Annotated in this window: 24 protein-coding genes; 6 read left to right on the plus strand and 18 right to left on the minus strand. The window is 63.0% G+C overall.

The annotated features are described in order from the left end of the window. Positions 1-40: 40 nt before the first annotated feature. The 5 genes from tsf to EN852_RS33370 form a co-directional block, all read right to left on the minus strand. Positions 41-961 carry a translation elongation factor Ts gene (gene tsf / locus EN852_RS33350; RefSeq protein ID WP_127880023.1) on the minus strand — a complete coding sequence of 307 codons (921 nt, stop codon included), beginning with the start codon at positions 959-961 and terminating at the stop codon, positions 41-43. 121 nt (positions 962-1,082) lie between these two features. Then, positions 1,083-1,862, minus strand: coding sequence for a 30S ribosomal protein S2 (gene rpsB, locus EN852_RS33355; protein WP_042642561.1), 780 nt, complete (start codon positions 1,860-1,862; stop codon positions 1,083-1,085). A 176-nt stretch (positions 1,863-2,038) separates the two neighbouring features. Next, positions 2,039-2,650 (minus strand): LysE family translocator, encoded by a 612-nt coding sequence (locus tag EN852_RS33360; RefSeq protein ID WP_127880024.1) that lies wholly within the window; start codon positions 2,648-2,650, stop codon positions 2,039-2,041. Continuing rightward, complete coding sequence (locus EN852_RS33365) at positions 2,647-2,925, minus strand: DUF4031 domain-containing protein (protein WP_127880025.1); 279 nt, start codon at positions 2,923-2,925, stop codon at positions 2,647-2,649. Before EN852_RS33365 ends, EN852_RS33360 begins: the two co-directional genes overlap by 4 nt. Before the next feature lie 82 nt (positions 2,926-3,007). Further along, on the minus strand, positions 3,008-3,838 hold the full coding sequence (locus EN852_RS33370) for a cell envelope integrity EipB family protein (RefSeq protein ID WP_127863911.1): 831 nt from the start codon (positions 3,836-3,838) through the stop codon (positions 3,008-3,010). A 139-nt stretch (positions 3,839-3,977) separates the two neighbouring features. Here EN852_RS33370 and EN852_RS33375 point away from each other — a divergent pair, with 139 nt between their 5' ends. The 4 genes from EN852_RS33375 to EN852_RS33390 all read left to right on the plus strand — a co-directional run bounded on the left by EN852_RS33375 (position 3,978) and on the right by EN852_RS33390 (position 7,101). After that, positions 3,978-4,442 carry a RidA family protein gene (locus EN852_RS33375; protein WP_127863910.1) on the plus strand — a complete coding sequence of 155 codons (465 nt, stop codon included), beginning with the start codon at positions 3,978-3,980 and terminating at the stop codon, positions 4,440-4,442. Positions 4,443-4,450: 8 nt separating this feature from the next. After that, positions 4,451-5,179, plus strand: a complete 729-nt coding sequence (locus EN852_RS33380; RefSeq protein WP_127863909.1) for a glycerophosphodiester phosphodiesterase — start codon at positions 4,451-4,453, stop codon at positions 5,177-5,179. Between the two features lie 169 nt (positions 5,180-5,348). After that, the gene (locus tag EN852_RS33385; protein WP_127880026.1) at positions 5,349-6,563 is read left to right on the plus strand and encodes a GNAT family N-acetyltransferase; all 1,215 of its coding nucleotides are present in this window, start codon (positions 5,349-5,351) and stop codon (positions 6,561-6,563) included. A gap of 109 nt (positions 6,564-6,672) precedes the next feature. Further along, positions 6,673-7,101 (plus strand): HIT family protein, encoded by a 429-nt coding sequence (locus tag EN852_RS33390; protein WP_127863907.1) that lies wholly within the window; start codon positions 6,673-6,675, stop codon positions 7,099-7,101. A gap of 12 nt (positions 7,102-7,113) precedes the next feature. Here the strand turns inward: EN852_RS33390 and EN852_RS33395 are convergent, their stop codons facing one another. From EN852_RS33395 to EN852_RS33415, 5 genes are all read right to left on the minus strand, one after another. Beyond that, positions 7,114-7,464 (minus strand): AzlD domain-containing protein, encoded by a 351-nt coding sequence (locus tag EN852_RS33395; protein WP_127880027.1) that lies wholly within the window; start codon positions 7,462-7,464, stop codon positions 7,114-7,116. Beyond that, a complete protein-coding gene (locus tag EN852_RS33400) occupies positions 7,461-8,198 on the minus strand; it encodes an AzlC family ABC transporter permease (protein ID WP_127880028.1) in 738 nt (245 codons plus the stop codon). The genes EN852_RS33395 and EN852_RS33400 overlap by 4 nt, the downstream gene beginning before the upstream one ends. A gap of 226 nt (positions 8,199-8,424) precedes the next feature. After that, positions 8,425-10,890, minus strand: coding sequence for an ATP-dependent Clp protease ATP-binding subunit ClpA (gene clpA, locus EN852_RS33405; RefSeq protein WP_127863904.1), 2,466 nt, complete (start codon positions 10,888-10,890; stop codon positions 8,425-8,427). Positions 10,891-10,896: 6 nt separating this feature from the next. After that, positions 10,897-11,223, minus strand: coding sequence for an ATP-dependent Clp protease adapter ClpS (gene clpS, locus EN852_RS33410; protein WP_036258315.1), 327 nt, complete (start codon positions 11,221-11,223; stop codon positions 10,897-10,899). Between the two features lie 277 nt (positions 11,224-11,500). Next, positions 11,501-11,830, minus strand: a complete 330-nt coding sequence (locus tag EN852_RS33415) for a phasin family protein (RefSeq protein ID WP_095818678.1) — start codon at positions 11,828-11,830, stop codon at positions 11,501-11,503. 289 nt (positions 11,831-12,119) lie between these two features. Here EN852_RS33415 and EN852_RS33420 point away from each other — a divergent pair, with 289 nt between their 5' ends. After that, positions 12,120-13,544 (plus strand): D-alanyl-D-alanine carboxypeptidase family protein, encoded by a 1,425-nt coding sequence (locus EN852_RS33420; protein ID WP_127880029.1) that lies wholly within the window; start codon positions 12,120-12,122, stop codon positions 13,542-13,544. 43 nt (positions 13,545-13,587) lie between these two features. Here EN852_RS33420 and EN852_RS33425 read toward each other — a convergent pair whose 3' ends face one another. From EN852_RS33425 to EN852_RS33435, 3 genes are all read right to left on the minus strand, one after another. After that, positions 13,588-14,286, minus strand: a complete 699-nt coding sequence (locus tag EN852_RS33425) for a molecular chaperone DnaJ (protein ID WP_127880030.1) — start codon at positions 14,284-14,286, stop codon at positions 13,588-13,590. A 120-nt stretch (positions 14,287-14,406) separates the two neighbouring features. After that, the gene (locus EN852_RS33430; RefSeq protein ID WP_127880031.1) at positions 14,407-14,844 is read right to left on the minus strand and encodes a DUF1489 family protein; all 438 of its coding nucleotides are present in this window, start codon (positions 14,842-14,844) and stop codon (positions 14,407-14,409) included. An 84-nt stretch (positions 14,845-14,928) separates the two neighbouring features. Next, entirely contained in the window at positions 14,929-16,332 is a 1,404-nt protein-coding gene (locus EN852_RS33435) for an L-serine ammonia-lyase (RefSeq protein ID WP_127880032.1), read from the minus strand. A gap of 180 nt (positions 16,333-16,512) precedes the next feature. Here EN852_RS33435 and EN852_RS33440 point away from each other — a divergent pair, with 180 nt between their 5' ends. Beyond that, positions 16,513-17,232, plus strand: coding sequence for a DUF599 domain-containing protein (locus tag EN852_RS33440; protein WP_127880033.1), 720 nt, complete (start codon positions 16,513-16,515; stop codon positions 17,230-17,232). Here EN852_RS33440 and EN852_RS33445 read toward each other — a convergent pair. From EN852_RS33445 to gatC, 5 genes are all read right to left on the minus strand, one after another. Beyond that, entirely contained in the window at positions 17,205-18,002 is a 798-nt protein-coding gene (locus tag EN852_RS33445; protein WP_127880034.1) for a YdcF family protein, read from the minus strand. The two genes, EN852_RS33440 and EN852_RS33445, sit on opposite strands and share 28 nt — an antisense overlap. Positions 18,003-18,099: 97 nt before the next feature. Beyond that, positions 18,100-18,798 carry a hypothetical protein gene (locus tag EN852_RS33450; RefSeq protein WP_127880035.1) on the minus strand — a complete coding sequence of 233 codons (699 nt, stop codon included), beginning with the start codon at positions 18,796-18,798 and terminating at the stop codon, positions 18,100-18,102. Positions 18,799-18,899: 101 nt separating this feature from the next. Next, the gene (locus EN852_RS33455; RefSeq protein ID WP_127880036.1) at positions 18,900-20,465 is read right to left on the minus strand and encodes an amidase family protein; all 1,566 of its coding nucleotides are present in this window, start codon (positions 20,463-20,465) and stop codon (positions 18,900-18,902) included. Then, on the minus strand, positions 20,465-20,923 hold the full coding sequence (locus EN852_RS33460) for a GNAT family N-acetyltransferase (protein WP_127880037.1): 459 nt from the start codon (positions 20,921-20,923) through the stop codon (positions 20,465-20,467). The genes EN852_RS33455 and EN852_RS33460 overlap by 1 nt, the downstream gene beginning before the upstream one ends. Before the next feature lie 3 nt (positions 20,924-20,926). Next, positions 20,927-21,214 (minus strand): Asp-tRNA(Asn)/Glu-tRNA(Gln) amidotransferase subunit GatC, encoded by a 288-nt coding sequence (gene gatC / locus EN852_RS33465; RefSeq protein WP_127880038.1) that lies wholly within the window; start codon positions 21,212-21,214, stop codon positions 20,927-20,929. Between the last annotated feature and the right edge of the window lie 244 nt (positions 21,215-21,458).

Genomic DNA, 21,458 nt, shown 5'->3' on the forward strand with positions numbered 1-21,458 from the left:
CTCTCATTTCAGGGAGCGCGGCGCGTCCCCTGGATCGGAGCTATTTCTTGACCGCTGCCGCGACTTCCGCCGCGAAATCGGTCGTTTCCTTCTCGATGCCCTCGCCCAGCGCGTAGCGCAGATAGGCAGTGATCTTCGCCGGAGCGCCGATCTCCTTCTCGGCATCCTTCAGCGCCTTCTCGACGGTGATGTCGGGATTGAGCACGAAGGCCTGCTTCAAAAGCACCACCTCTTCGTAGAACTTGCGCAGGCGGCCCTCGACCATCTTCTCGATGATGGCTTCCGGCTTCCCGGACTGGCGCGCCTGGTCGGAGAAGATCGCCTTCTCGCGCTCGACCAGCGCCGGATCGACTTCCTCGGCGCTCAGCGCGACCGGGTTGCTGGCGGCGACATGCATCGCGACCTGGCGGGCAAAGGCGTTGGCCGCATGCTCGTTGCCGGTGGTCTCGATCGCCACCAGCACGCCGAGCTTGCCGAGGCCGTCGGCAACCGCGTTGTGGACATAGGTCGCCACCGCGCCATGCGGCACGGTGAGCTTGGCCGAGCGGCGGAAGCCCATGTTCTCACCGATGGTGCCGACCGCGTCCTTGATGGTGTCGGTGACCGACTTGTCGGAGCCCGGATATTTGGCGGCGGCAACAGCCTCGGTCGTGCCATAGGCAAGCGCGACCTTGGCAACGTTGGCGACGATTTCCTGGAAGGCCGCATTGCGGGCGACGAAGTCGGTCTCGGAATTGACTTCGACGACCGCGGCTTCACGAACGCCGGAATCGACGCCGATCAGGCCCTCGGCCGCGGTGCGCCCGGCCTTCTTGTCGGCCTTCGAGATACCCTTCTTGCGCAGCCAGTCGACGGCCGCTTCCATGTCGCCGTTGGTCTCGTTCAACGCCGCCTTGCAGTCCATCATGCCCGCGCCGGTCAAGTCGCGGAGTTCTTTGACCTGTGCAGCCGAAATCGTCATTGTCGCCTCTTTGTTTCAAATGCGCCGACGCACCAACCGGGACTCGGATGATGCGCTCGGCAAAAGCGCTTTAGCGCGCCAACTTATTGGAAAGATGAAGGCCGGGTTCCGGCCTTCGATATCAAGCTTCCGGAGCTTCGCTGGCCGGAGCGTCGAGCGCTGGCTCGACCGGAGCCTCGGCCGAAGCGCCGATATCGACGCCGAGCGCGCCCTGCTGGCGGGCGATGCCGTCGATGGCGGCCTTGGCGATCAGATCGCAATAGAGCTGGATGGCGCGAGCCGCGTCGTCATTGCCAGGGATCGGGAAGTCGATCTTGTCCGGGTCGCAGTTCGAATCGATGATGGCCACGACCGGAATGCCGAGACGCTTGGCCTCGAGGATAGCGATCGCTTCCTTGTTGGTGTCGATGACGAACATCAGGTCCGGCGTCGAGCCCATGTCCTTGATGCCGCCGAGAGCCTTGTTGAGCTTCTCGCGCTCGCGGTCGAGGTTCAGGCGCTCCTTCTTGGTGAGGCCCTGGGCCTCGCCGGCCAGCGTCTCGTCGAGCTTGCGCAGGCGCTGGATCGAGTTCGAGATCGTCTTCCAGTTGGTGAGCATGCCGCCCAGCCAGCGCGAGTTGACATAGTACTGGGCCGAACGCTGCGCGGCGTCGGCGACGATGTCGGAGGCCTGGCGCTTGGTGCCGACGAACAGCACGCGGCCGCCCTTGGCGACGGTGTCGGACACCTGCTTCAGGGCCTGGTGCAGCAGCGGCACCGTCTGCGACAGGTCGATGATGTGGATGTTGTTACGGGCGCCGTAGATGTAGGGCGCCATCTTCGGGTTCCAGCGATGGGTCTGGTGGCCGAAGTGAACACCAGCTTCCAAAAGCTGGCGCATGCTGAAATCTGGCAGAGCCATTCTTTAGTTCCTTTCCGGTTGGCCTCCACGGACACAGGCATTTCGGACGGGATGTCCTGATGCCACCGGAGGTTTCAGCCGGATTTCTCCCGGGCAGACACCAAAGTCCGTGTGTGGAATGAGCGGGCATATAGAGGGGAAGTCCCATAAACGCAAGCCGTGCATCGCTGCGCGGCTCAACGTGCGGCAATCAGCGCACCGGTGCCGATCATCGCGCCGCCGGCGAACCTGTTCATCAGGCGCATGCGCCTCGGGGTGTTGAACCAGCCGGCTGCCCGGCCGGCCATCGCGGCGTAGATGCCCATGGTGATGACATTCACGCTGACCACCACAAGCACCACCAGCAAGCCATCGGCGAAGGTCATGGTATCGAGGTTCAAGATCAGTGGCATGATGGAGGCGTGGAACAGGATCGCCTTCGGATTACCGAGCGCAATGGAAGCACCGAGAACGAAGGACCGCGACAGCCGCGCCTGCGACCGAGGAGATTCGTCCGGTTGTTTGGCAGCGGCCCGCCACATCCTGATCCCGAGAAAGACGAGGTAAGCGGCGCCCGCGTATTTCAGCAGAAGAAAAATCCATTCGAAGGTCTGGGCAAGCGCCACCAGTCCGAGCAGCGCCAGGGTGACCAGCACGGCGTCGCCCGCGGCGACGCCAACCCCGGTCATGAACGCCCGGCCGAAGCCGCGCGACAAACCGTTGGTGATGACCGCGAACATCGCCGGTCCAGGCGTGGCGGCTGCCAATGTGATTGCGACACAATAGGCCAGGAACGCCGTCACCGTCATCGTCTAACCTTCCCATTCGGCACCCGCACACGGCGGAAGACCGCCACGATCTCCTCGCGGCTGCATTCGACGGCCCCTAGCCGCACCGCGCGGTCGCGCTCGAAGCCGGTTATATCGTAGTGCGGCGCCGACGTCTTGGGCGGCCCCTGGTAGGACGAGCGTTTGATGCCGAGTTCGGCAGCGAAGCGATGCAGCTCATCGACCTCGTCGGCAAGCAGGTGGCACCAGCGGTGGCCGGCCCATTTCCAGATCGCCGCATCGACATAGACCGCCATCAGGCTCGCCGCACTTGGTAAGCCTCACACATGGCGCCCTGAGGCCGGGCCCACAAGCCGGGTCGCCGATCGTCGGGAATCGCTATTTCGAAGCCGGGCAAGGCTTGGTCTGGTCGAACAGCGACAGGTTCACCAGCTTGCCGGTCATCGAGAAGTCGCCATAGTCCATGACAAGGTCACGGGTGATGCCGTTCTCGTGCAGCTTGAAGCTGATCCGGTATTCCGGCACCTCTTCGCCGCTTTTGTCGGTATCGTCGAAATAGGCGATGTCGACCGGCCAGTATTTGTCGGCAGCGAGCTTGGCCAGCGCCGGCGCTTCCGGATCCGTCTTTTCCGCGTCCGTCTTCTTGCCGACGACAACGGTGGTGGTCATCACCTTGTTGGCGTCCTCGGAACCGTCGAACAGGTTGGTCTGATAGAAATTCTCGCCCTTCTCGGCCTTGCCGATCAGCTCCACCAGATGCTGGGTCGGGAACTGCGTGGCCGCGAGCTCGAGGCTGCTTTTCTCGGGCTTGTCGATATCGACCTTGAGGCCCTTCGGTTCCCTGGTGGCTACCCCCTTCACCTCTTTGTCGAGGTTCTGGTCGACGAAGGATTTCGTCACGAAGGAAAAGGTCTTGCCTTCGGCATCCTCGAAAGTCGTCGTCTGCTGGTCGGTGAGCCTGGTGTTGTCGTTGGTCACGATCTGGGTAACGAAGCGGAACTTGACCGTGTAACCCTCGCAGGCAGAGCCGTTGAACTCGTAGACCATACGGCCGGTGATGCCGGTAATGCCCGAGCGATCGGATGCCTTGTTGAGCGTGAGATCGTAGACGGCGCGATGCGCCTGCAGCGCGGGCACCGCAAAGGCCGGCGCCATTGGGAACGCCGCAGAAAGACAGGCAGCGGCAAGAAAAAGGCGCGTTGCGCGCATACGTTGCTCCGATCGTCGCGGCCGCGAGGCAGGCCGCAGGGAAAGATGGTCCAGCTTAAAAAAAGTCGTGGCGGAAGCGAGGCAAAAATAGCAATTTCGGCCCGGCCAACGCGGCGCCTTCCAGCAATAGGGAAAACCAATGAGCGAAACAATCGAAAAGCGGCTAAGCGATCTGGGCGTCACCATTCCGGCCGCCGCCGCGCCCGCCGCGAACTACGTGCCCTATTGCCGCACCGGCAACACGCTGTTCACCGCCGGCCAGCTGCCGCTGAAGGACGGCAAGCTGCAGGCAAGCGGACTGCTCGGCCGCGACATCGACACCGCGGGAGGCAAGGAAGGCGCTAAATTCTGCGCCATCAACATCCTGGCGCAGGCCAAGGCGGCCCTCGGCGATCTCGAAAAGATCCGGCGTCTGGTCAAGATCACCGTCTTCGTCGCTTCCACGCCTGATTTCGTCGAGCAGCATCTTGTCGCCAACGGTGCCTCCGACTTCCTAGTCGCGGCGCTGGGCGAGCGCGGCAAGCACGCCCGCTCCGCCGTCGGCACCGCGTCGCTGCCGCTCAACGCGGCAGTCGAGATCGAAGCGATCTTCGAAGTCGAGTGAGATTTACTATGACCGATCTTTCCTGGCTGATCGCGCAGCCTGTCGCGCATCGCGGCTTCCACGACATGAACAAGACGCGCTGGGAGAACACGCTGTCGGCTTTCGCCGCCGCTGCCGAGCGCGGCTACGCGATCGAATGCGACGTCCACATCTCGGCCGACGGCGTTCCGATCATCATCCACGACAATGACCTTAAGCGCCTGACCGGCGAGGACGGGTTCATTTGGCAGCGCACTGCGGCGGAACTGACGTCGCTGAAGGTGGGCGGCACCAAGGACCATCTGCCGACGCTGCAGGAAGCGCTCGACCTGATCGACGGCCGCGTACCGCTGGTGGTCGAGTTGAAAGGCGTTCCCGGCCACGACGCGGGGCTGGTGGCAAGCGTCGGCCGGCTGCTCAAGCGCTACACGGGCAAGGTGGCGATCATGTCGTTCGATCACTGGCTGATCCGCGACTTCGCCAAGGACGCGCCGGGCATCCCCGGCGGGCTGACCGCTTACGGCACGGAGAACCAGTTGATCGAAGCGCATTTCGCCATGCTCGCGCATGACCTTGCCTTCACGTCCTACGCCGCCGGCGATCTGCCGAACCCCTTTGTCAGCTTCGTGCGCGAAAAGCTCAAAATGCCTGTCATCACCTGGACCGTGCATGACCAGCCGGCGGTCGACCTCACCTTCAAATATGCCGACCAGATGACCTTCGAGGGTTTCGAGCCCGATCTGGTCAAGGTCGCCTAGAGCCGGATGATTTCAGGTCGAAGCGACCTGAAATCTGATCCGCCTCTAAATCAATCAAAGAGAGAGCATGGTGTCGTCCGAAAAACCGCTTCACACTTTTCGGCATCATGCTCTAGGCGGTGCCTGAAACGTGACTTGTAGCAGCCCTGAGGACGCTTAAATAAGCCGCATGGATCAAGGCGACGACGACGATGGACGGGCAGCGAACGCGGATTATGCGATCCGCGTCGCGGCGGGCATCGGTGCCTTCACCTGCGAGGAATGGGACGGCTTTGCCGGCACCACGCGCAGAGATAGAGAAAACGGCTACAACCCGCTGGTTTCATTCGCTTTTCTAAGCGCCTTGGAGGATTCCGGCTGCGCTGTCCGGCGCACTGGCTGGCAGGGCCATCACCTGCGGCTGGAAACGGCGCAAGGCAGGCTTCTCGGCGCTGTCCCTTGTTATCTGAAATCGCACAGCCAGGGCGAATATGTCTTCGACCATGGCTGGTCCGACGCCTTCGAGCGCGCCGGTGGCCGCTATTACCCAAAGCTGCAATGCTCGGTGCCGTTCACGCCGGTCACCGGCCCTCGCCTGCTGGTCAGCAAAGGCGAGGACGCAGGCGCCGTGAAGGCCGGCCTGGCGGAGGGGTTGAAGCTCGTGACCGACAAGCTCGGCGTCTCTTCCGCGCATGTCACCTTCGCCAGCGAGCCCGATGTCGCGACGCTGGAAGCGGCAGGGTTCCTGCATCGCACCGACCAGCAGTTCCATTTCTTCAACGAAGGCTTTTCGACCTATGACGACTTCCTCGCCACGCTCGCCTCACGCAAGCGAAAAGCGATGAAGAAGGAGCGTCGCGAGGCGCTCGCCGACGACATCTCGATCGACTGGCTGACTGGCAAGGACATCACCGAAAAAGCCTGGGACGATTTCTTCGCTTTTTACATGGATACCGGCGGCCGCAAATGGGGCCGGCCCTATCTCAACCGGCAGTTCTTCTCGCTGATCGGCGAGCGCATGGCCGATGACATCCTTCTGGTGATGGCGAAGCGCAACGGCCGCTACATTGCCGGCGCCATCAACTTCATCGGTTCCGACGCGCTTTACGGACGCAACTGGGGCTGCATCGAGGATCACCCCTTCCTGCATTTCGAGGTCTGCTACCACCAGGCCATCGACTTCGCCATCGAGCGCAAGCTCAAAGTGGTGGAGGCAGGCGCGCAGGGCGAGCACAAGCTGGCGCGCGGCTACCGGCCGGTGACCATGCATTCGGCGCATTACATTTCGCATCCCGGCCTGCGCAACGCCGTCGCCGACTATCTCAGGCGCGAGCGGCGCGAGGTCGAGCGCATGGGCGAATATCTCGAAGAGCACACGCCCTTCCGCAAGGACCTCGGGGATTAATCCTGGGCGACGAAAAAGGCGGCTTGGCGGTCGATCTCCCCTGAACGCCTTGCCGCCCACCGGCGGCTTCGCTACACCGGACGGCGAATGCAATTGGGAGTGTCACCCCATGGCCGAAGCCTATGATCCCGGCAACATCTTCGCGAAAATCCTGCGCGGCGAGATCCCCTCGCACCGAGTCTATGAGGACGACGCCGTCGTCGCCTTCATGGATGTGATGCCGCAAGGCACGGGCCATACGCTGGTCGTGCCCAAGGCGCCGTCGCGCAACATGCTCGACGCTGATCCGGCAACGTTCGCTCCGCTGTTTGCGGTCGTGCAGAAGGTGGCGGTGGCGGTGAAAAAGGCCTTCAACGCCGACGGCGTCACCATCATGCAGTTCAACGAGCCGGCTTCCGGGCAGACCGTCTACCATCTCCATGTCCACGTCGTGCCGCGCTTCGAGGGCGTGCCGCTGAAGCCGCATTCCGGGCAGATGGAGAAGCCGGAGGTGCTGGCCGAGAATGCCAGCAAGGTCCGGGCGGCTCTGGCGGGCTGAGATGGGGCGAAATCAAAAGTTCAGATAAAGTCCCGCCAGCAGCAGAAACTCGGCTGTGGCGATGCCGACGACCATGCGCTTTCCCGACACCAGATAGGCGACGAAACCCAGGGCCGCCGCCGCTATCCTCAAGCCAAACGAAGTGTGCGCAAGCGCGCCGCCTGGAAAGACAATCAGGTTGCCGATGACGGCGGCAACAAGCGCCGTCGCCATGGTGCGAACCAGTACCAACAGGTCTGAATCTTCGGAAAGCTTGCCGCCAAGATAGACACCGAGGAAGCGCCAGATATCCGTCGCGGCGAAACCGGCGACGAGAATGAACATGTATGGCCACCACCAGGCGCCGCTGGAAAAGTAGCTCACGCCACGCGCACCTTGCGCCGCCGCAAGTGCAAGCCATAGGCGACCGTGCCGCCGATCAGTCCGGCAACCAGCAGATCGATCTGGGGCAACACTATGTGGAAGACCGGTCCGAGGACGAGGCCCAGGACCATTGCCACATGCCCTGCCCGTTCGCGTGCGGACCCCCACAACGAGGTCAGAAAATACATCGGCGTCAACATCAGCAACGCCGCCGAAACGGCGGACGGCAGCGCATCCGCCACTGCATAGACGACGGTCACGACGATGACATTCGTCGTCACCAGCGTGCCGCCGAGGCCGGCATAGTAAGTCGTACGCATGTGAGGCGGGACGCGCTTGAGGCGCTCCATGGCCAGCACCCAGGAGGTCACGGCCACGAAATGCGCCAGGAGATAGAGCACGCCTTGCCGGGTCTTCCCGGCGCGCATCTCGGGTGCTAGCGCCATCACCATCGGCATCAGACGTATGGCGGACAGCGTGACGGCGAACATCGCCGCCGGCAGCGCCGCTCCCGAGGCGATCGCGCCCACCAGCACGACCATGGATGGCAGCGCCCACACCGTTGCGGTCATGAAAGCGGCCTGTAAGACCGTGACCCCGGCGCCTTTCGCCAAGGCGGCAAAGCCAATGAACGAGCTGATGAGGATCAGGGCAGGCAGGGAAAAGGCCGCGCGGACACCACCCAGGAACCAGGTGGAACGAGGCGCTGTGGCGTCCGAGATCCAAGTCGACATGTGCCGGCCATAGCATGCGCGGCCGTAGGATGCGACCGCACCGAAAGCGGCGCATCGTCTTTCCATTGATCCAGGAAAATCTGTTGTGGGTTGGAGGACATCGGCCACGGGCAGCCACAAACTCTGCCCGAAAACGCCGGCAAGATCTGTGCGGCATTTCCACGTTCTTCCTTGCAACAAAAAAGCCCCGTCGCCGGGGCTTTTCTGCAATTCGGGATAAGGCCGATCAGCTCTTGCGCGGCAGTTGCGGCACCAGGCTGCGCTTATTGCCGTCCTTGCCCTTCGGCTCCGGCTTCTGCGCCACCGCCTTCTTGGGCGCCGGCTTCTTGGCCACCGCCTTCTTCGGCTTCGGCGCGTCTTCCGGCTCTTCCTTCTTCGGCTGCACCGGCGACTCGTCGGCGAGCGATTCGAGCTTCAGGCCGGACTCGCCGGTTTCCTTCTTCTCGACGGTGACGCGCACCGTGCCGCCCTTCTTGAGCTTGCCGAACAGCACCTCGTCCGCCAGCGGCTTCTTGATGTGCTCCTGGATGACGCGGCCGAGCGGACGCGCGCCCATGCGCTCATCATAGCCCTTGTCGGCCAGCCAGGCGATCGCGTCCGGCGACAGGTCGAAGGTGACGCCACGCTCGGAGAGCTGGGCCTCGAGCTGCATGACGAACTTCTGCACCACCTGATGGATGACCGGCACCGGCAGCGAGCCGAACGGGATGATCGCGTCGAGACGGTTGCGGAACTCCGGCGTGAACAGCCGGTTGATCGCCTCGACGTCGTCGCCTTCGCGCTTGGTCGAGCCGAAGCCGATCGCCGCGCGCTGCGCATCCGACGCGCCCGCATTGGTGGTCATGATCAGGATCACATTGCGGAAGTCGATCTGCTTGCCGTTATGGTCGGTCAGCTTGCCGTGGTCCATCACCTGCAACAGGATGTTGAACAGGTCCGGATGCGCCTTCTCGACCTCATCGAGCAGCAGCACGCAATGCGGATGCTGATCGACGCCGTCCGTGAGCAGGCCGCCCTGGTCGAACCCGACATAGCCGGGAGGCGCGCCGATCAGCCGCGAGACGGTGTGGCGTTCCATGTATTCCGACATGTCGAAGCGGATCAGCTCGACGCCGAGCGAGGCGGCAAGCTGCTTGGCCACTTCCGTCTTGCCGACGCCGGTCGGACCCGAGAACAGGTAGGAGCCGATCGGCTTCTCCGGTTCGCGCAGGCCGGCGCGCGCCAGCTTGATCGCGGAGGTCAGCGCGGTGATCGCGGTATCCTGGCCGTAGACGACGCGCTTCAGCTCGACATCGAGCCCCTGCAGCACCTTCTCGTCGTCGGCCGAGACCGTCTTCGGCGGGATGCGCGCCATGGTGGCGATCGTCGCCTCGATCTCCTTGATGCCGATCGTCTTCTTGCGCTTGGCTTCCGGCACCAGCATCTGCGAGGCGCCGGTCTCGTCGATCACGTCGATCGCCTTGTCCGGCAGCTTGCGGTCGTTGATGTAGCGCGCCGACAGCTCGACCGAGGCCTTGATCGCCTCGCTCGTGTAGCGGACCTTGTGGAACTCCTCGAAATAGGGCTTCAGGCCCTTCATGATCTCGATGGCGTCCTCGATGGTCGGCTCGTTGACGTCGATCTTCTGGAAGCGCCGCACCAAAGCGCGGTCCTTTTCGAAGAACTGCCGGAACTCCTTATAGGTGGTCGAGCCGATGCAGCGGATCGCACCGGAGGACAGCGCCGGCTTCAGGAGGTTCGATGCATCCATGGCGCCGCCAGAGGTGGCGCCCGCCCCGATCACCGTGTGGATCTCATCGATGAACAACACCGCGCCCGGATAGTCCTCGAGCTCCTTCACGACCTGCTTCAGCCGCTCCTCGAAGTCGCCGCGATAGCGCGTGCCGGCCAACAGCGTGCCCATGTCGAGCGCGAAGATGGTGGCGTCCTGCAGCACTTCCGGCACGTCACCCTCGACGATGCGCTTGGCCAGCCCCTCGGCGATCGCCGTCTTGCCGACGCCCGGGTCGCCGACATAGAGCGGGTTGTTCTTGGAGCGGCGGCACAGCACCTGGATGGTGCGGTTGATCTCGCTGTCGCGGCCGATCAGCGGGTCGATCTTGCCGGCGCGCGCCTTGTTGTTGAGATTGACGCAGTAGGCCGTCAGCGCGTCCTGTTGCTTCTTCTTGCCGTTTTCCTCCTGCGGCTCGGCGCCGTTCTGGCCGCCCTGCTCGTCCTCGGCGCCGCGCGGGGTGCGCGATTCCGAAGCGCCCGGACGCTTGGCGATGCCGTGCGAGATGTAGTTGACCGCGTCGTAGCGGGTCATCTGCTGTTCCTGCAGGAAGTAGGCGGCGTGGCTCTCGCGCTCGGCGAAGATGGCGACGAGCACGTTGGCGCCGGACACTTCCTCGCGGCCGGACGACTGCACATGGATCACGGCGCGCTGGATGACGCGCTGGAAGCCTGCCGTCGGCTTGGAATCCTCGTCGTAACCGGTGACGAGGTTGTCCAGTTCGGTGTCGATATAGGTGAGAACGGTGTGCTTGAGCTCGTCGAGATCGACGTTGCAGGCGCGCATGACGGCGGCCGCCTCGGTGTCGTCGATCAGGGCAAGCAGCAGATGTTCGAGCGTCGCATACTCGTGATGCCGCTCGTTGGCGAATGTCAGCGCCTGATGTAGCGCCTTTTCCAGGCCTTGGGAGAAAGCCGGCATGTTACCTCACTTCTTCTCCATCACGCATTGCAGCGGATGCTGATTCTGTCGGGCGAAATCCATGACCTGGGACACTTTGGTCTCGGCCACCTCGAATGTGTAGATACCGCACTCGCCCACTCCATGATTGTGAACATGAAGCATGATGCGCGTGGCGGCCTCGCGGTCCTTTTGGAAAAAACGCTCCAGGACGTGAACGACGAACTCCATGGGCGTGTAGTCGTCGTTCAGAATGAGGACCCGGTAGAGACTGGGCTTCTTCGTCTTGGTTTTGGTGCGCGTGATGACAGCGGTACCGCGACCGGGATCGTTACGGTCCCCGTCACTTTGCATTCGCACCACGCCCGCCGTGGCAGTCAAACCGATCGTCACGTAGTCCAGCCTTTTCGAATCCTCATGCGAGTTCAACATGTAGGTTCTCGATGGACGATTTTAAGCCCTTCTGTTTAGCTGACAATATGGCTAGGTGGGCAAACCTCAGCGAATTTCTCAATCGTGAATGCGGCAATGTGCATCGGGTTGCGGTCGTGCATGAAAAAACCCGGCCGCGTTTCCGCGACCGGGTCCTTTCCGCAGGCCGGTTGGCCGTATCGGGTCTGATGCGACGAAATTACTTCGCCTTGGCGACCACCGATTCGAAGGGCTTGTAAGCTTCCTTGGCGAGCTCGGCATAGAGATTGCCGATCTTGCTGGCCTCGGCCACGAAGCTCTCATAGCTCTGCTTGGCGTAATCGGTCTGGATCTCGATGGCCTTCTCGATCGACTTGGCCGCGAACAGCTTCTCGACGGCGGCGCTGCCGGCTTCGAAGCTCTTCTTGGTGTATTCGCCGGCTTCGGTGGCGATCGCCTGCGCGCCCTTGGTGAGCGAGGCAAAGCTCTTCAGCCCGGTGTCGGCAAACTCCTTGCCGTATTTCGAGAAGTCCTCATAGGTCTGGGTCATTTCATTCTTCCCTTGGTTGAAACGCCCTTTTGGCCCCGGGCGCCCTTGTGCAATGCACCTCAATATATTGTGCGATGCACAAAAGTCAAGAATCCCTTGGGTAAGCAGGGGCGCCAGCGCCACCGGCCCGGTAAAATTCGATTAAAGAGAAGCTCGATTTGCCGAAAAATGGTGAACGCGGCGGTTACCATAAACGGATTGGTAACGCTGCGCGCGATAGCTTGGCCAGAAGTGAGGCAGGCACTCCCTTTGCCGCCTCCGGGGCAACGAAAATTCAGGGTAAGTAACGGTGCGTCAGGCGTTGTCGGGCTTCGTTTCCAAATCTTCATTCTCCTTCAAGGCAATCATGGTTGCCGCGCTCGCGGTAACGATTGTCGCCGCCGATGTCGCGTCGGCCCTTGCCGCCAAGTCCGCGGCCATCGTCGTCGACGCCAAGACCGGCAAGGTGCTCTATTCGGCCGACGCCAATGGCAGGCGCTATCCGGCCTCACTCACCAAGATGATGACGCTCTACCTCACCTTCGAGGCGCTGGCGAAGGGCAGGATCAGCAAGAACACGCCAGTTCCGTTTTCCGCGCATGCCTCCGCCGAGGCGCCGACCAAGCTTGGCGTGCGCCCCGGCGGCTCGGTTCCGGTCGAGACCGCGATCCTTTCGATCGTGACGAAATCGGCGAACGACTCGGCCACCGCGCTTGGCGAGATGCTAGGCGGCAGCGAAGACAATTTCGCCCGCATGATGACGGCCAAGGCGCGTCAGCTCGGCATGAACGGCACCGTCTTCCGCAACGCCAACGGCCTACCCGATCCGGGCCAGTTCACCACGGCGCACGACATGGCGATGCTTGGCATCGCGCTGCGCGAGCACTTCCCGCAATATTACGGCTATTTCTCGCAGCGCTCGTTCCTGTATGGCCGTCAGCGCATCAACGGCCACAATCGCTTGCTCGGCCGCATCAAGGGCGTCGACGGCATCAAGACCGGCTACACCCGCGCCTCGGGCTACAATCTGGTGTCCTCCGTCGCCGATGGCGATCGTCGGCTTGTCGCTGTGGTGATGGGCGGCGCTTCCGGCCGCAGCCGCGACAACCAGATGGCCGCGCTGATCAACACCTATCTGCCGCGCACTTCTACACGCGGCGGCGGCGATCTCATCGCCAAGGGCAACGATAACCCGATCAAGACGCTGGCCAAGGTCTTCTCGCCCAAGCAAGACGCTCCGACTCCGGACGAAAAGCCGGCGACGGATGACACTGTCGTTGCCTCGGCTGACGACGTTGAGGACGACACCCAACAGGTCGCCGAAGAGACGAAGCCCGTGATCCAGGTCAAGAAGGTGAAGACGGTTGCCGTGGCCGCCATGACGCCGGCTCCCAAGCCGCAGGAGACCACGTCGCAGGCGGTCACTGCCTATGCCGAACCGGCACCCGCCGGGCCGGCGATCGATCCGGTCAAGACGTCGTCGGTTCCGTCCGGCTGGGTGGTTCAGGTTGCCTCCTCGCCCACCAAGTCGGGAGCTCAGAGCCTTCTCGATCAGACCGCCAAGCAGGCGCCGAAGGTCCTGGCGGATGCTTCCGGCTTCACCGTCGCCTTCAACAAGGACGGCACCACCTACTACCGCGCCCGCTTCGGCGGCTTCGGGTCGAAGGACGCTGCCTGGAAGGCCTGCGATGCGCTGAAACGCAAGAAAATCTCGTGCTACGCCGTCGAGCAATAGGCGGCTGTTGAAATCTCCCGGAAGGTACCGGCGTCGAAGGAGACTAATCGTGATTGGAGAGCAGGACGTCCTTGGCTTCATTGATTCGCGCCGCCAGGACAGACGTGCCGCCGACATCGGCGTTCAGGCGCTGCATCAGGCGGCGGTGCGCCTTGCGGATATCCGCCGCGGCAGCCCCCGCTTCAAGACCAAGGACCTTGTAGGCCTCCTCCTTAGTCATGGCGCCCGCACCTGGCGCAACACTCAGCCCTTCGCTACCGTGCGGCTGCGCGTCCTTGCGCCAGACGGGAAAACGGCCGTCAAGATACGTCTCTAAAAGCTGGCGGCTCTCCGGGTCCGGATCGAGCTCGCCATGAAGCTGGCGCAGATCCGTCAGTCCCATCGCGCCAAGCATCTTGCCTTCATAACGCCCGGCCAGAACAAGTCCCTCGAGCTTGCCGCTGTCATGGTCGAGGTCCATTTCGAGTGCGGCGGTGCGCACCGTCGAATGTTTGGAGGCGGCCGCGCGGGCCGGAGGCCGCCGCGTGCGTATCCACCCGACCCAGGCCAGCGCCGCGAGCAAAAGCAACCCGCCTATAAGGCTGCGGCCGAAGATCAGCATCGGCGCGCCGACCAGGCCCAGCAAGGCCGGCCCAAGCGACCTGAGGCTGTCCGCCATCCTTGCCGGATCCGCGCGCACAAAAAGCACCGCGGCGCCGAAAAGCACCACGAGCACCGCTGCCAAAGCGAGGATCACGCCCATCGGTTAGCGCCATACGGATGACTGAGCATAGGAAATAGGATGGGACCTAGGTCCGGCGCTTGCAAGCCCCACGCTGGACGAGCCGAAGGGCCAGCGCGGGACAGCGATACACAAGCCGCTTTAGAGCAGCCCGAGTTCGGCGAGTTCCAGTCTCAGCTTCGGCGGCATTTCGGCGAATGCCAACCTGCCCTTGCCGAGATCGGCCGGCGCATCAGCGGGCTTGAGGTAACGCCAGCCTTGGAAAGCGCGCCGCGGCTGCCAGTCGGTGCGCACAACCTCGGGATCGAGCACCAGATGGCAGCGGCCGATACCTTCAGCGTCAGTAAAAGGCCGAATCTCGGTGATCAGTTGCCGGCACTGCACGCTGCCCTTGATCACCCAATAGAGCGAGCCGCCATCGGTAATCTCGCTGCCGCGCGTCGGCACCATGCGGGTGGTGTGCCAATGCTCGGCCGGCTCGCCCGCACGGCGCCGCTCATCGAGGCGGAAGGCGATCCACTCTTCGAGATCCTCGACGCTGTCGCAGCCGACGCACAGTTTGATGAGATTGAGAGACATGCCCCAAGATTTAGCCGCAAGGGTTGACGCGTCAACGCCTCGAGCGACTTCTCCACAGGGCCAGCCTGGAGTCTCGGTAAGACCTCAGCACTCGACCACATTCACGGCCAGCCCGCCGAGGCTGGTTTCCTTGTACTTCTCGTTCATGTCGAGGCCGGTCTGGCGCATGGTCTCGATCGCGGCGTCCAGCGGCACGAAATGCGTGCCGTCGCCTTTGATGGCCAAGGAGGCGGCGGTCACTGCCTTCACCGCGCCGAGCGCATTGCGCTCGATGCAGGGCACCTGCACCAGGCCGCCGACCGGATCGCAGGTCATGCCGAGATGATGCTCGAGCGCGATCTCGGCGGCGTTCTCCACCTGCTCGGGCGTGCCGCCCATGACGGCGCAAAGACCCGCCGCTGCCATGGCCGAGGCCGAACCCACCTCGCCCTGGCAACCGACCTCGGCGCCCGAGATCGAGGCGTTGGATTTGATGATGCCGCCAACAGCGGCGGCTGTCAGCAGGAAGTCGCGGATGCTCGGCTGGTCCGCTTCGGGATGGAAATGCAGCCAGTAACGCAGCACGGCCGGCAGCGTGCCGGCCGCGCCGTTGGTCGGCGCGGTGACGACGCGGCCGCCGGCGGCGTTCTCTTCATTGACCGCCATGGCGTAGATCGACAGCCAGTCATTGGCGAGCAAGGGATTGGGCCGGTTCTGCTGCCACTGTTCCTGCAGCTTGTCGTGCAACTGCCGCGCGCGGCGGCGCACCTTCAGCCCGCCCGGCATGATGCCGTCCTGCGACAGGCCGCGGTCGATGCAGCCTTTCATCGCGCTCCAGATCGCGTCCAGCCCGGCATCGAGCTCCTCGCGCGACATGTGTTTTTCCTCATTGGCGCGCTTCATCTCGGCGATCGAGAGCCCGCTCTTTGCCGCCATCGCCAGCATCTCGACGGCATTCTTGAACGGGTACGGCACCTTCTTGCCTTCGGTCGTCACCGAGCCCTTGGACTTCATGCGCTGCAGCTCTTCCTCGGAAACGACGAACCCGCCGCCGATCGAATAATAGATGCGCTTGAGCAGCAGCCGGTCGGATGCGTCATAGGCATAGAAGGCCATGCCGTTGGCATGACCGGTCAGCGGCGTCTTGCGGTCGAGCACGAGATCCTTGGCGGGATCGAAACGGTATGTTGGGTGCCCCGGCGGTGAAATCCGCTTCTCAGCGCCGATACGGGCGACGATGCCGTCGGCCTCGTCCGGATCGACCGTCTGCGGCGTCTGGCCGGCCAGGCCGAGGATCACGGCGCGGTCGGAACCATGGCCGATGCCGGTATAGGCGAGCGAGCCGTGCAGGCTGGCGCCGATGCGATCGACCTTCACGCCCGCCGGGCGCGGCCAGTCGCCGGCCAGGATCTCGTCGAGGAAGCGGCGCGCGGCCGTCATCGGCCCCATGGTGTGCGAGCTCGATGGGCCGATGCCGATCTTGAACAGGTCGAAAACCGAAAGGAACACGGGGCCGTTGTCTCCTGGAGGCCGATCAAGGCTTACATATAGGAACTCCCGCGATGTTTCCGCTGTTTTGCGTGTCGCGGCGCGGCGGCTGCCGACCTTGTTTGCTCCGCCAGCGACATTGCCGGGCCGACGCCTCCTGCCCCCGTCGAAGCGCTGGCTTCGCCTGTGTTACAAGAGCGCATGGGCGACTCACTTCACCTTTCAGTGGCAGATCTGGCGGCTTTGATCTTCTTCCTGGTTGTCTGGGTGCTGCATACGCTGGCCTCCGACGGCAGGCTGATCAGCCGCGTGTCGCTGACGACCGCGATGAACGCCCAGCGCGAAGCCTGGATGCGCAATATGGCCGAGCGCGAGATCCGCATCGTCGACACCGCCATCATGGGCGGCCTGCAGCAAGGCACCGCCTTCTTTGCCTCGTCTTCGCTGATTGCGCTCGGCGGCTGCTTTGCCCTGCTCGGCGCCTCTGACCGCGTGCTGCAGGTTCTGGCCGACCTGCCCTTCGGCGCGGCGGCGTCGCGCGAAACCTTCCAGACCAAGGTGTTCGGCCTGGTGCTCATTCTCGCCTTCGCCTTCTTCAAATTCGGCTGGGCCTACCGGCTGTTCAACTATTGCTCGATCCTGATCGGCGCGGTGCCGACGCCGCATGGCCCGGCTTCGCGCAATCCGGTCAGCGAAACCGCGGTGTGGCGGGCGACACGCATGAACGTGCTCGCCGGCAAGCACTTCAATTCCGGCCTGCGCGCCGTCTTCTTCTCGATCGGCTATCTCGGCTGGTTCGTCGACCCGGTCGTCTTCGTGATCTCGACGCTGGTGCTCCTGGCGGTGCTGGTGCGCCGCCAGTTCTTTTCAGCGGCGCGGCAGGCGGTGCTCGGTCAGCCGCCCGGCCCCGGGAAGAGCTGATCGATCTTGCCGGAGAGCCTGTAGGCGAAAAGCCCAATCCACTCGCGGACGGCGATTGTGGTCGACTGCAGCGAGTCGACGGGATTGTCGCGGTAGAAGCCGACGCCTTCCTTGCCCGAGCTTCGATAGTCGACCGGCCACGGAATGGTCGCAAAGCCCGCCTTGTCGAACAGCGCCTTGGCGCGCGGCATGTGGAAGGCCGAGGTGACCAGCAGCCAGGTCTCGCCAGGTTTCGGCTCGACAAGCTTTCGCGAGAAGACAGCATTCTCGTAGGTGTTACGCGATTTGTCCTCGAGGATCAGGCGATCGGCCGAAACGCCGAGCGCCCCGAGCAGCCTCGGCGCCGTGTCGGCATCGCCCTCGCCGTCGAGGAAAAGCGAACCATTGCCGCCGGACACGACGATCTTCGCCTGGGGAAAGCGCCTGGCCAGGATCGCCGTTTCGACCATACGATCGCCGCTGCTGTTCAGCTCATAACCGCCGCGCGCCAGATTGATGGCGCCCTCGAAGCCGCCACCGAGCACGACGATGCCGTCGACCTTCTCGGGCAATGGCGGCTTGGGGAAGCGTTCTTCAAGCGGATTGAGCATCATCGCGCCGACCGACGTCCAGGCCGAAAGAACCAGGATCGCGATGCCGAGCACGCTGCCCGTCGCTGCCAGCCGGCGGCGCCTCAACAGCGCCGCCACCAGGCCGGCAAGCAGCAGGAAGATCGCCAGGTTGATCGGTTGGCCGAAGAACCAGAATATCTTGGAGAGGTGATAGAACAGCCTCGAGCGTCCTTTTCAAAGCCGACGGAAAAAATACCAGCCATCGCCAAGAGAGCGAACAACGATGTATCCGTCCTCTGAAACGGGCGGGACGTCCTCAGGGCGCGTCACGTGAAGGTAACCGATCTCGTAGTGGGGTGAGTCGAACGCCAGAATCAGGGCAAAACAATCCGCGAAACTGCAGCTTTCCTTTACGTCTCCGCCAGCGCGTTTTTTCAGATCGCTCGATTGAAGCTTCATCAAAAAGCTCCTTATAGCCGGGCGCATCATGATCGATGTTTGGATATTGACTTGTTGGATGAAGCCCAACCTGGCTACGAATCTTTTCGATCGTTTCTTGCTTCTCACGGAAATGAGCAATGATCACATCGTCGGTGGACGCGGCAAGCACCAGATGGGAGTGTATCCACTCAGCTCCCTTGAGAGTGATGGATGAAGTGCTTGTCATTTCGGCTGGAGATTGAGACAGCCCGTATTTGAAGCTCATGCGCACCGTTTTTGGCATCGCATACGCTGACCCGGAAATCCCCCAGCTTTCCCCCTCTTTGACCAGATAAACGTATAGATTCATCCTTCGAGCGGGGAGCTTGTCCTTGTAGTATGTTGTCTCCGGAGCAATCGCAGTGAGGCTGACAACCGCGTTGTTGCTCTGATTGCTGACCAGTTCGTAGCTTTGTGGCGCACTCAGGTTGTTCGCTAGCTCGCGCTGCACAAATACAACCGGATCCTCAGCTGCCGTCGCTGCAATAGGCGCGATTGTCACGACAATCGAGGCGAATAAGGCCTTTGCGTACATTGCTCCCCCTTTGCTTCAGGTCAAATCTGACCCAAGCATGGTTGGGATGGCAACCCGGGATTGGAATCTTCTTGGGGCTTCCAATACAGGACCTTGGGCAGTTACCACCACTTCTCCGGCTGGAATTTGCCAGCTGCCTGTTCGATGACATGCGCCGTCTGGAACAGCGTTTCCTCGTCGAACGGGCGGCCGATCAGCTGCAGGCCGAGCGGGAGGCCCTTGCCGTCGAGGCCGGCCGGTACGGAAATGCCGGGAAGGCCCGCCATGTTCACCGTCACGGTGAAGATGTCGTTGAGATACATCTTGACCGGATCGGAGGCCATGTCCTCGTCGGCGATGCCGAAGGCGGCCGACGGGGTTGCCGGCGTCAGGATGACGTCGACGCCTGCTGCAAAGACGTTTTCGAAATCGCGCTTGATCAGCGTGCGCACTTTCTGCGCCTGCAGATAGTAGGCATCGTAATAGCCGGCCGACAGCACATAGGTGCCGATCATGATGCGGCGCTTGACCTCGCGGCCGAAGCCGGCGGCGCGCGTCTTCTCATACATGTCGATGATGTCCTTGCCGGGCACGCGCAGGCCGTAGCGCACGCCGTCGTAACGAGCGAGGTTCGACGAGGCCTCGGCCGGCGCCACGATATAATAAGCCGGCAAGGCATATTTGGTGTGCGGCAGCGAGATGTCGACGATCTCGGCGCCGGCATCCTTCAGCCAGGCAATGCCTTTCTGCCAGAGCGCCTCGATGTCTTGCGGCATGCCGTCGACGCGGTACTCCTTCGGAATGCCTACCTTCATGCCCTTGATCGGCTTGCCGATCGCCGCCTCGTAATCCGGTACCGGGCGGTCGACCGAGGTCGTGTCCTTCGGGTCGACCGAAGCCATCGACTTCAACAGGATCGCGGCGTCGCGCACGTCGCGCGCGATCGGGCCGGCCTGGTCGAGCGAGGAAGCGAAAGCGACGATGCCCCAGCGCGAGCAGCGCCCGTAGGTGGGCTTGATGCCGACCGTGCCCGTGAAGGCGGCAGGCTGGCGGATCGAGCCGCCGGTGTCGGTGGCGGTTGCGCCGGCGCACAGAAATGCGGCCACGGACGACGCCGAGCCGCCGGACGAACCACCCGGCACCAGCTGGGCGTTGTCCAGCGTGCGCTGGGTCTTGGTGCCGCCGGCGGAGACGAAGCCGCCATCGCCCTGATGCGTCGTCGGCATGACGACCGTATTGACACGCGAGCGGCGCCAAGGGTTGATCACCGGACCGTAATAGGAGGTTTCGTTGGACGAGCCCATGGCGAACTCGTCCATGTTGAGCTTGCCGAGCATGACGGCGCCGTCGGCCCACAGATTGGACGTTACGGTGGACTCGTAGCGCGGCCTAAACCCGTCCAGCACATGGCTGCAGGCCTGGGTGTGGATGCCTTCCGTGGCGAACAGGTCCTTGATGCCGAGCGGAATGCCTTCCAGCACGCCGCCCTCGCCCCTGGCAAACTTCGCGTCGGAGGCTTTGGCCATGTCTCGCGCCTTGTCGGCGGTGACGGTCACATAGGCATTGAGCACCGGATTGGCGCGCTCGATCGCCGCGAGATAGGCCTCGGTGATCTCGGCCGCGGTGATCTCCTTGCCGCGCAGCTTGGCGCGGGCCTCGGAAATGGTGAGATGTGTGAGATCGCTCATCAGGCAAGGCTCTTTTCGTAAAACACCGACCATTCGGAGTCGGGATAATCCAGCACCGGTCCGCAACGCGTGAATCCGGCGCGCTCATAAACGGTCCAGGCGGCGGGGTGGCGATCGCCGGTCTCGAGCACCAGCCGCGTCAATCCTTCCTGGCGGGCAAACGCCTCGACGCGTCCGACGATCTCGGCGCCGATCTTTTGGCCGCGATGCGACGGCCGCGTGTACATGCGCTTGACCTCGCCGATCGCCTCGTCGTGGCGCTTCAGCGCGCCGCAACCTACCGCAAGGCCGTTGTCGCGCGCGATGAACACCGTCGTATCCAAACCAGCCATCTGCTCGACGGTCAGATGATAGCAATGCTCGGGCGGCGTCAGTTCGAGCAGCGCGGCATTGAGTTCGGCGACCAGCGCGCGCACGTCGTCCTGCAAAGGCGTCTCGACGGCGATCTCGACAGCCACGGCCTACTCCACCACCTTCGGAACGAGGAAGAAGTTCTCTTCGGTTGCCGGCGCGTTGGCGACGATGTCGGTGGGCTTGTTGCCGTCGGTGACGACATCCTGGCGCTTCTTCATCTCCATCGGCGTGACCGAAGTCATCGGCTCGACGCCCGAGACATCGACCTCGTTCAGTTGCTCGACGAAACCGAGGATGGCGTTCAATTCGCCAGTCATGCGCTCGGCGTCCTCCTCGCTCACCGCGATACGGGCAAGGTGCGCGACGCGCTTCACGGTCTGAAGATCAACGGACATGTTCTTTTCGCCTCGGGAAAACCAGTGCGGGCTATAGCGGCGCGGCGCTCAGCGCGCAACATGGATGATGCCGGAGCGATCGCGCGCGTTGCCCGCCGGTTGATAAGGCGAGCTAGTTGTGAGCTTTCAGGAGGTTGTCCATTCGGCCCCGACCGAGAAAGCTGAGGTTGTCGAAGCTTCAGTGATTCCCGGAGGACCGAATGAACATCCACAAGAATGCCCGTCTAACGCCGCTGCGTCGAGA

This window comes from Mesorhizobium sp. M2E.F.Ca.ET.209.01.1.1, from assembly GCF_004010375.2.
GTDB lineage: Bacteria > Pseudomonadota > Alphaproteobacteria > Rhizobiales > Rhizobiaceae > Mesorhizobium.

Bases quoted from the DNA above. Each gene is read 5' to 3' on its own strand.
- tsf (WP_127880023.1), bottom strand. From the start codon at position 961: ATGACGATTTCGGCTGCACAGGTCAAAGAACTCCGCGACTTGACCGGC.
- rpsB (WP_042642561.1), bottom strand. From the start codon at position 1,862: ATGGCTCTGCCAGATTTCAGCATGCGCCAGCTTTTGGAAGCTGGTGTT.
- EN852_RS33360 (WP_127880024.1), bottom strand. From the start codon at position 2,650: ATGACGGTGACGGCGTTCCTGGCCTATTGTGTCGCAATCACATTGGCA.
- EN852_RS33365 (WP_127880025.1), bottom strand. From the start codon at position 2,925: ATGGCGGTCTATGTCGATGCGGCGATCTGGAAATGGGCCGGCCACCGC.
- EN852_RS33370 (WP_127863911.1), bottom strand. From the start codon at position 3,838: ATGCGCGCAACGCGCCTTTTTCTTGCCGCTGCCTGTCTTTCTGCGGCG.
- EN852_RS33375 (WP_127863910.1), top strand. From the start codon at position 3,978: ATGAGCGAAACAATCGAAAAGCGGCTAAGCGATCTGGGCGTCACCATT.
- EN852_RS33380 (WP_127863909.1), top strand. From the start codon at position 4,451: ATGACCGATCTTTCCTGGCTGATCGCGCAGCCTGTCGCGCATCGCGGC.
- EN852_RS33385 (WP_127880026.1), top strand. From the start codon at position 5,349: ATGGATCAAGGCGACGACGACGATGGACGGGCAGCGAACGCGGATTAT.
- EN852_RS33390 (WP_127863907.1), top strand. From the start codon at position 6,673: ATGGCCGAAGCCTATGATCCCGGCAACATCTTCGCGAAAATCCTGCGC.
- EN852_RS33400 (WP_127880028.1), bottom strand. From the start codon at position 8,198: ATGTCGACTTGGATCTCGGACGCCACAGCGCCTCGTTCCACCTGGTTC.
- clpA (WP_127863904.1), bottom strand. From the start codon at position 10,890: ATGCCGGCTTTCTCCCAAGGCCTGGAAAAGGCGCTACATCAGGCGCTG.
- clpS (WP_036258315.1), bottom strand. From the start codon at position 11,223: ATGCAAAGTGACGGGGACCGTAACGATCCCGGTCGCGGTACCGCTGTC.
- EN852_RS33415 (WP_095818678.1), bottom strand. From the start codon at position 11,830: ATGACCCAGACCTATGAGGACTTCTCGAAATACGGCAAGGAGTTTGCC.
- EN852_RS33425 (WP_127880030.1), bottom strand. From the start codon at position 14,286: ATGGGCGTGATCCTCGCTTTGGCAGCGGTGCTCGTGGTGCTTTTCGGC.
- EN852_RS33430 (WP_127880031.1), bottom strand. From the start codon at position 14,844: ATGTCTCTCAATCTCATCAAACTGTGCGTCGGCTGCGACAGCGTCGAG.
- EN852_RS33440 (WP_127880033.1), top strand. From the start codon at position 16,513: ATGGGCGACTCACTTCACCTTTCAGTGGCAGATCTGGCGGCTTTGATC.
- EN852_RS33450 (WP_127880035.1), bottom strand. From the start codon at position 18,798: ATGTACGCAAAGGCCTTATTCGCCTCGATTGTCGTGACAATCGCGCCT.
- EN852_RS33455 (WP_127880036.1), bottom strand. From the start codon at position 20,465: ATGAGCGATCTCACACATCTCACCATTTCCGAGGCCCGCGCCAAGCTG.
- gatC (WP_127880038.1), bottom strand. From the start codon at position 21,214: ATGTCCGTTGATCTTCAGACCGTGAAGCGCGTCGCGCACCTTGCCCGT.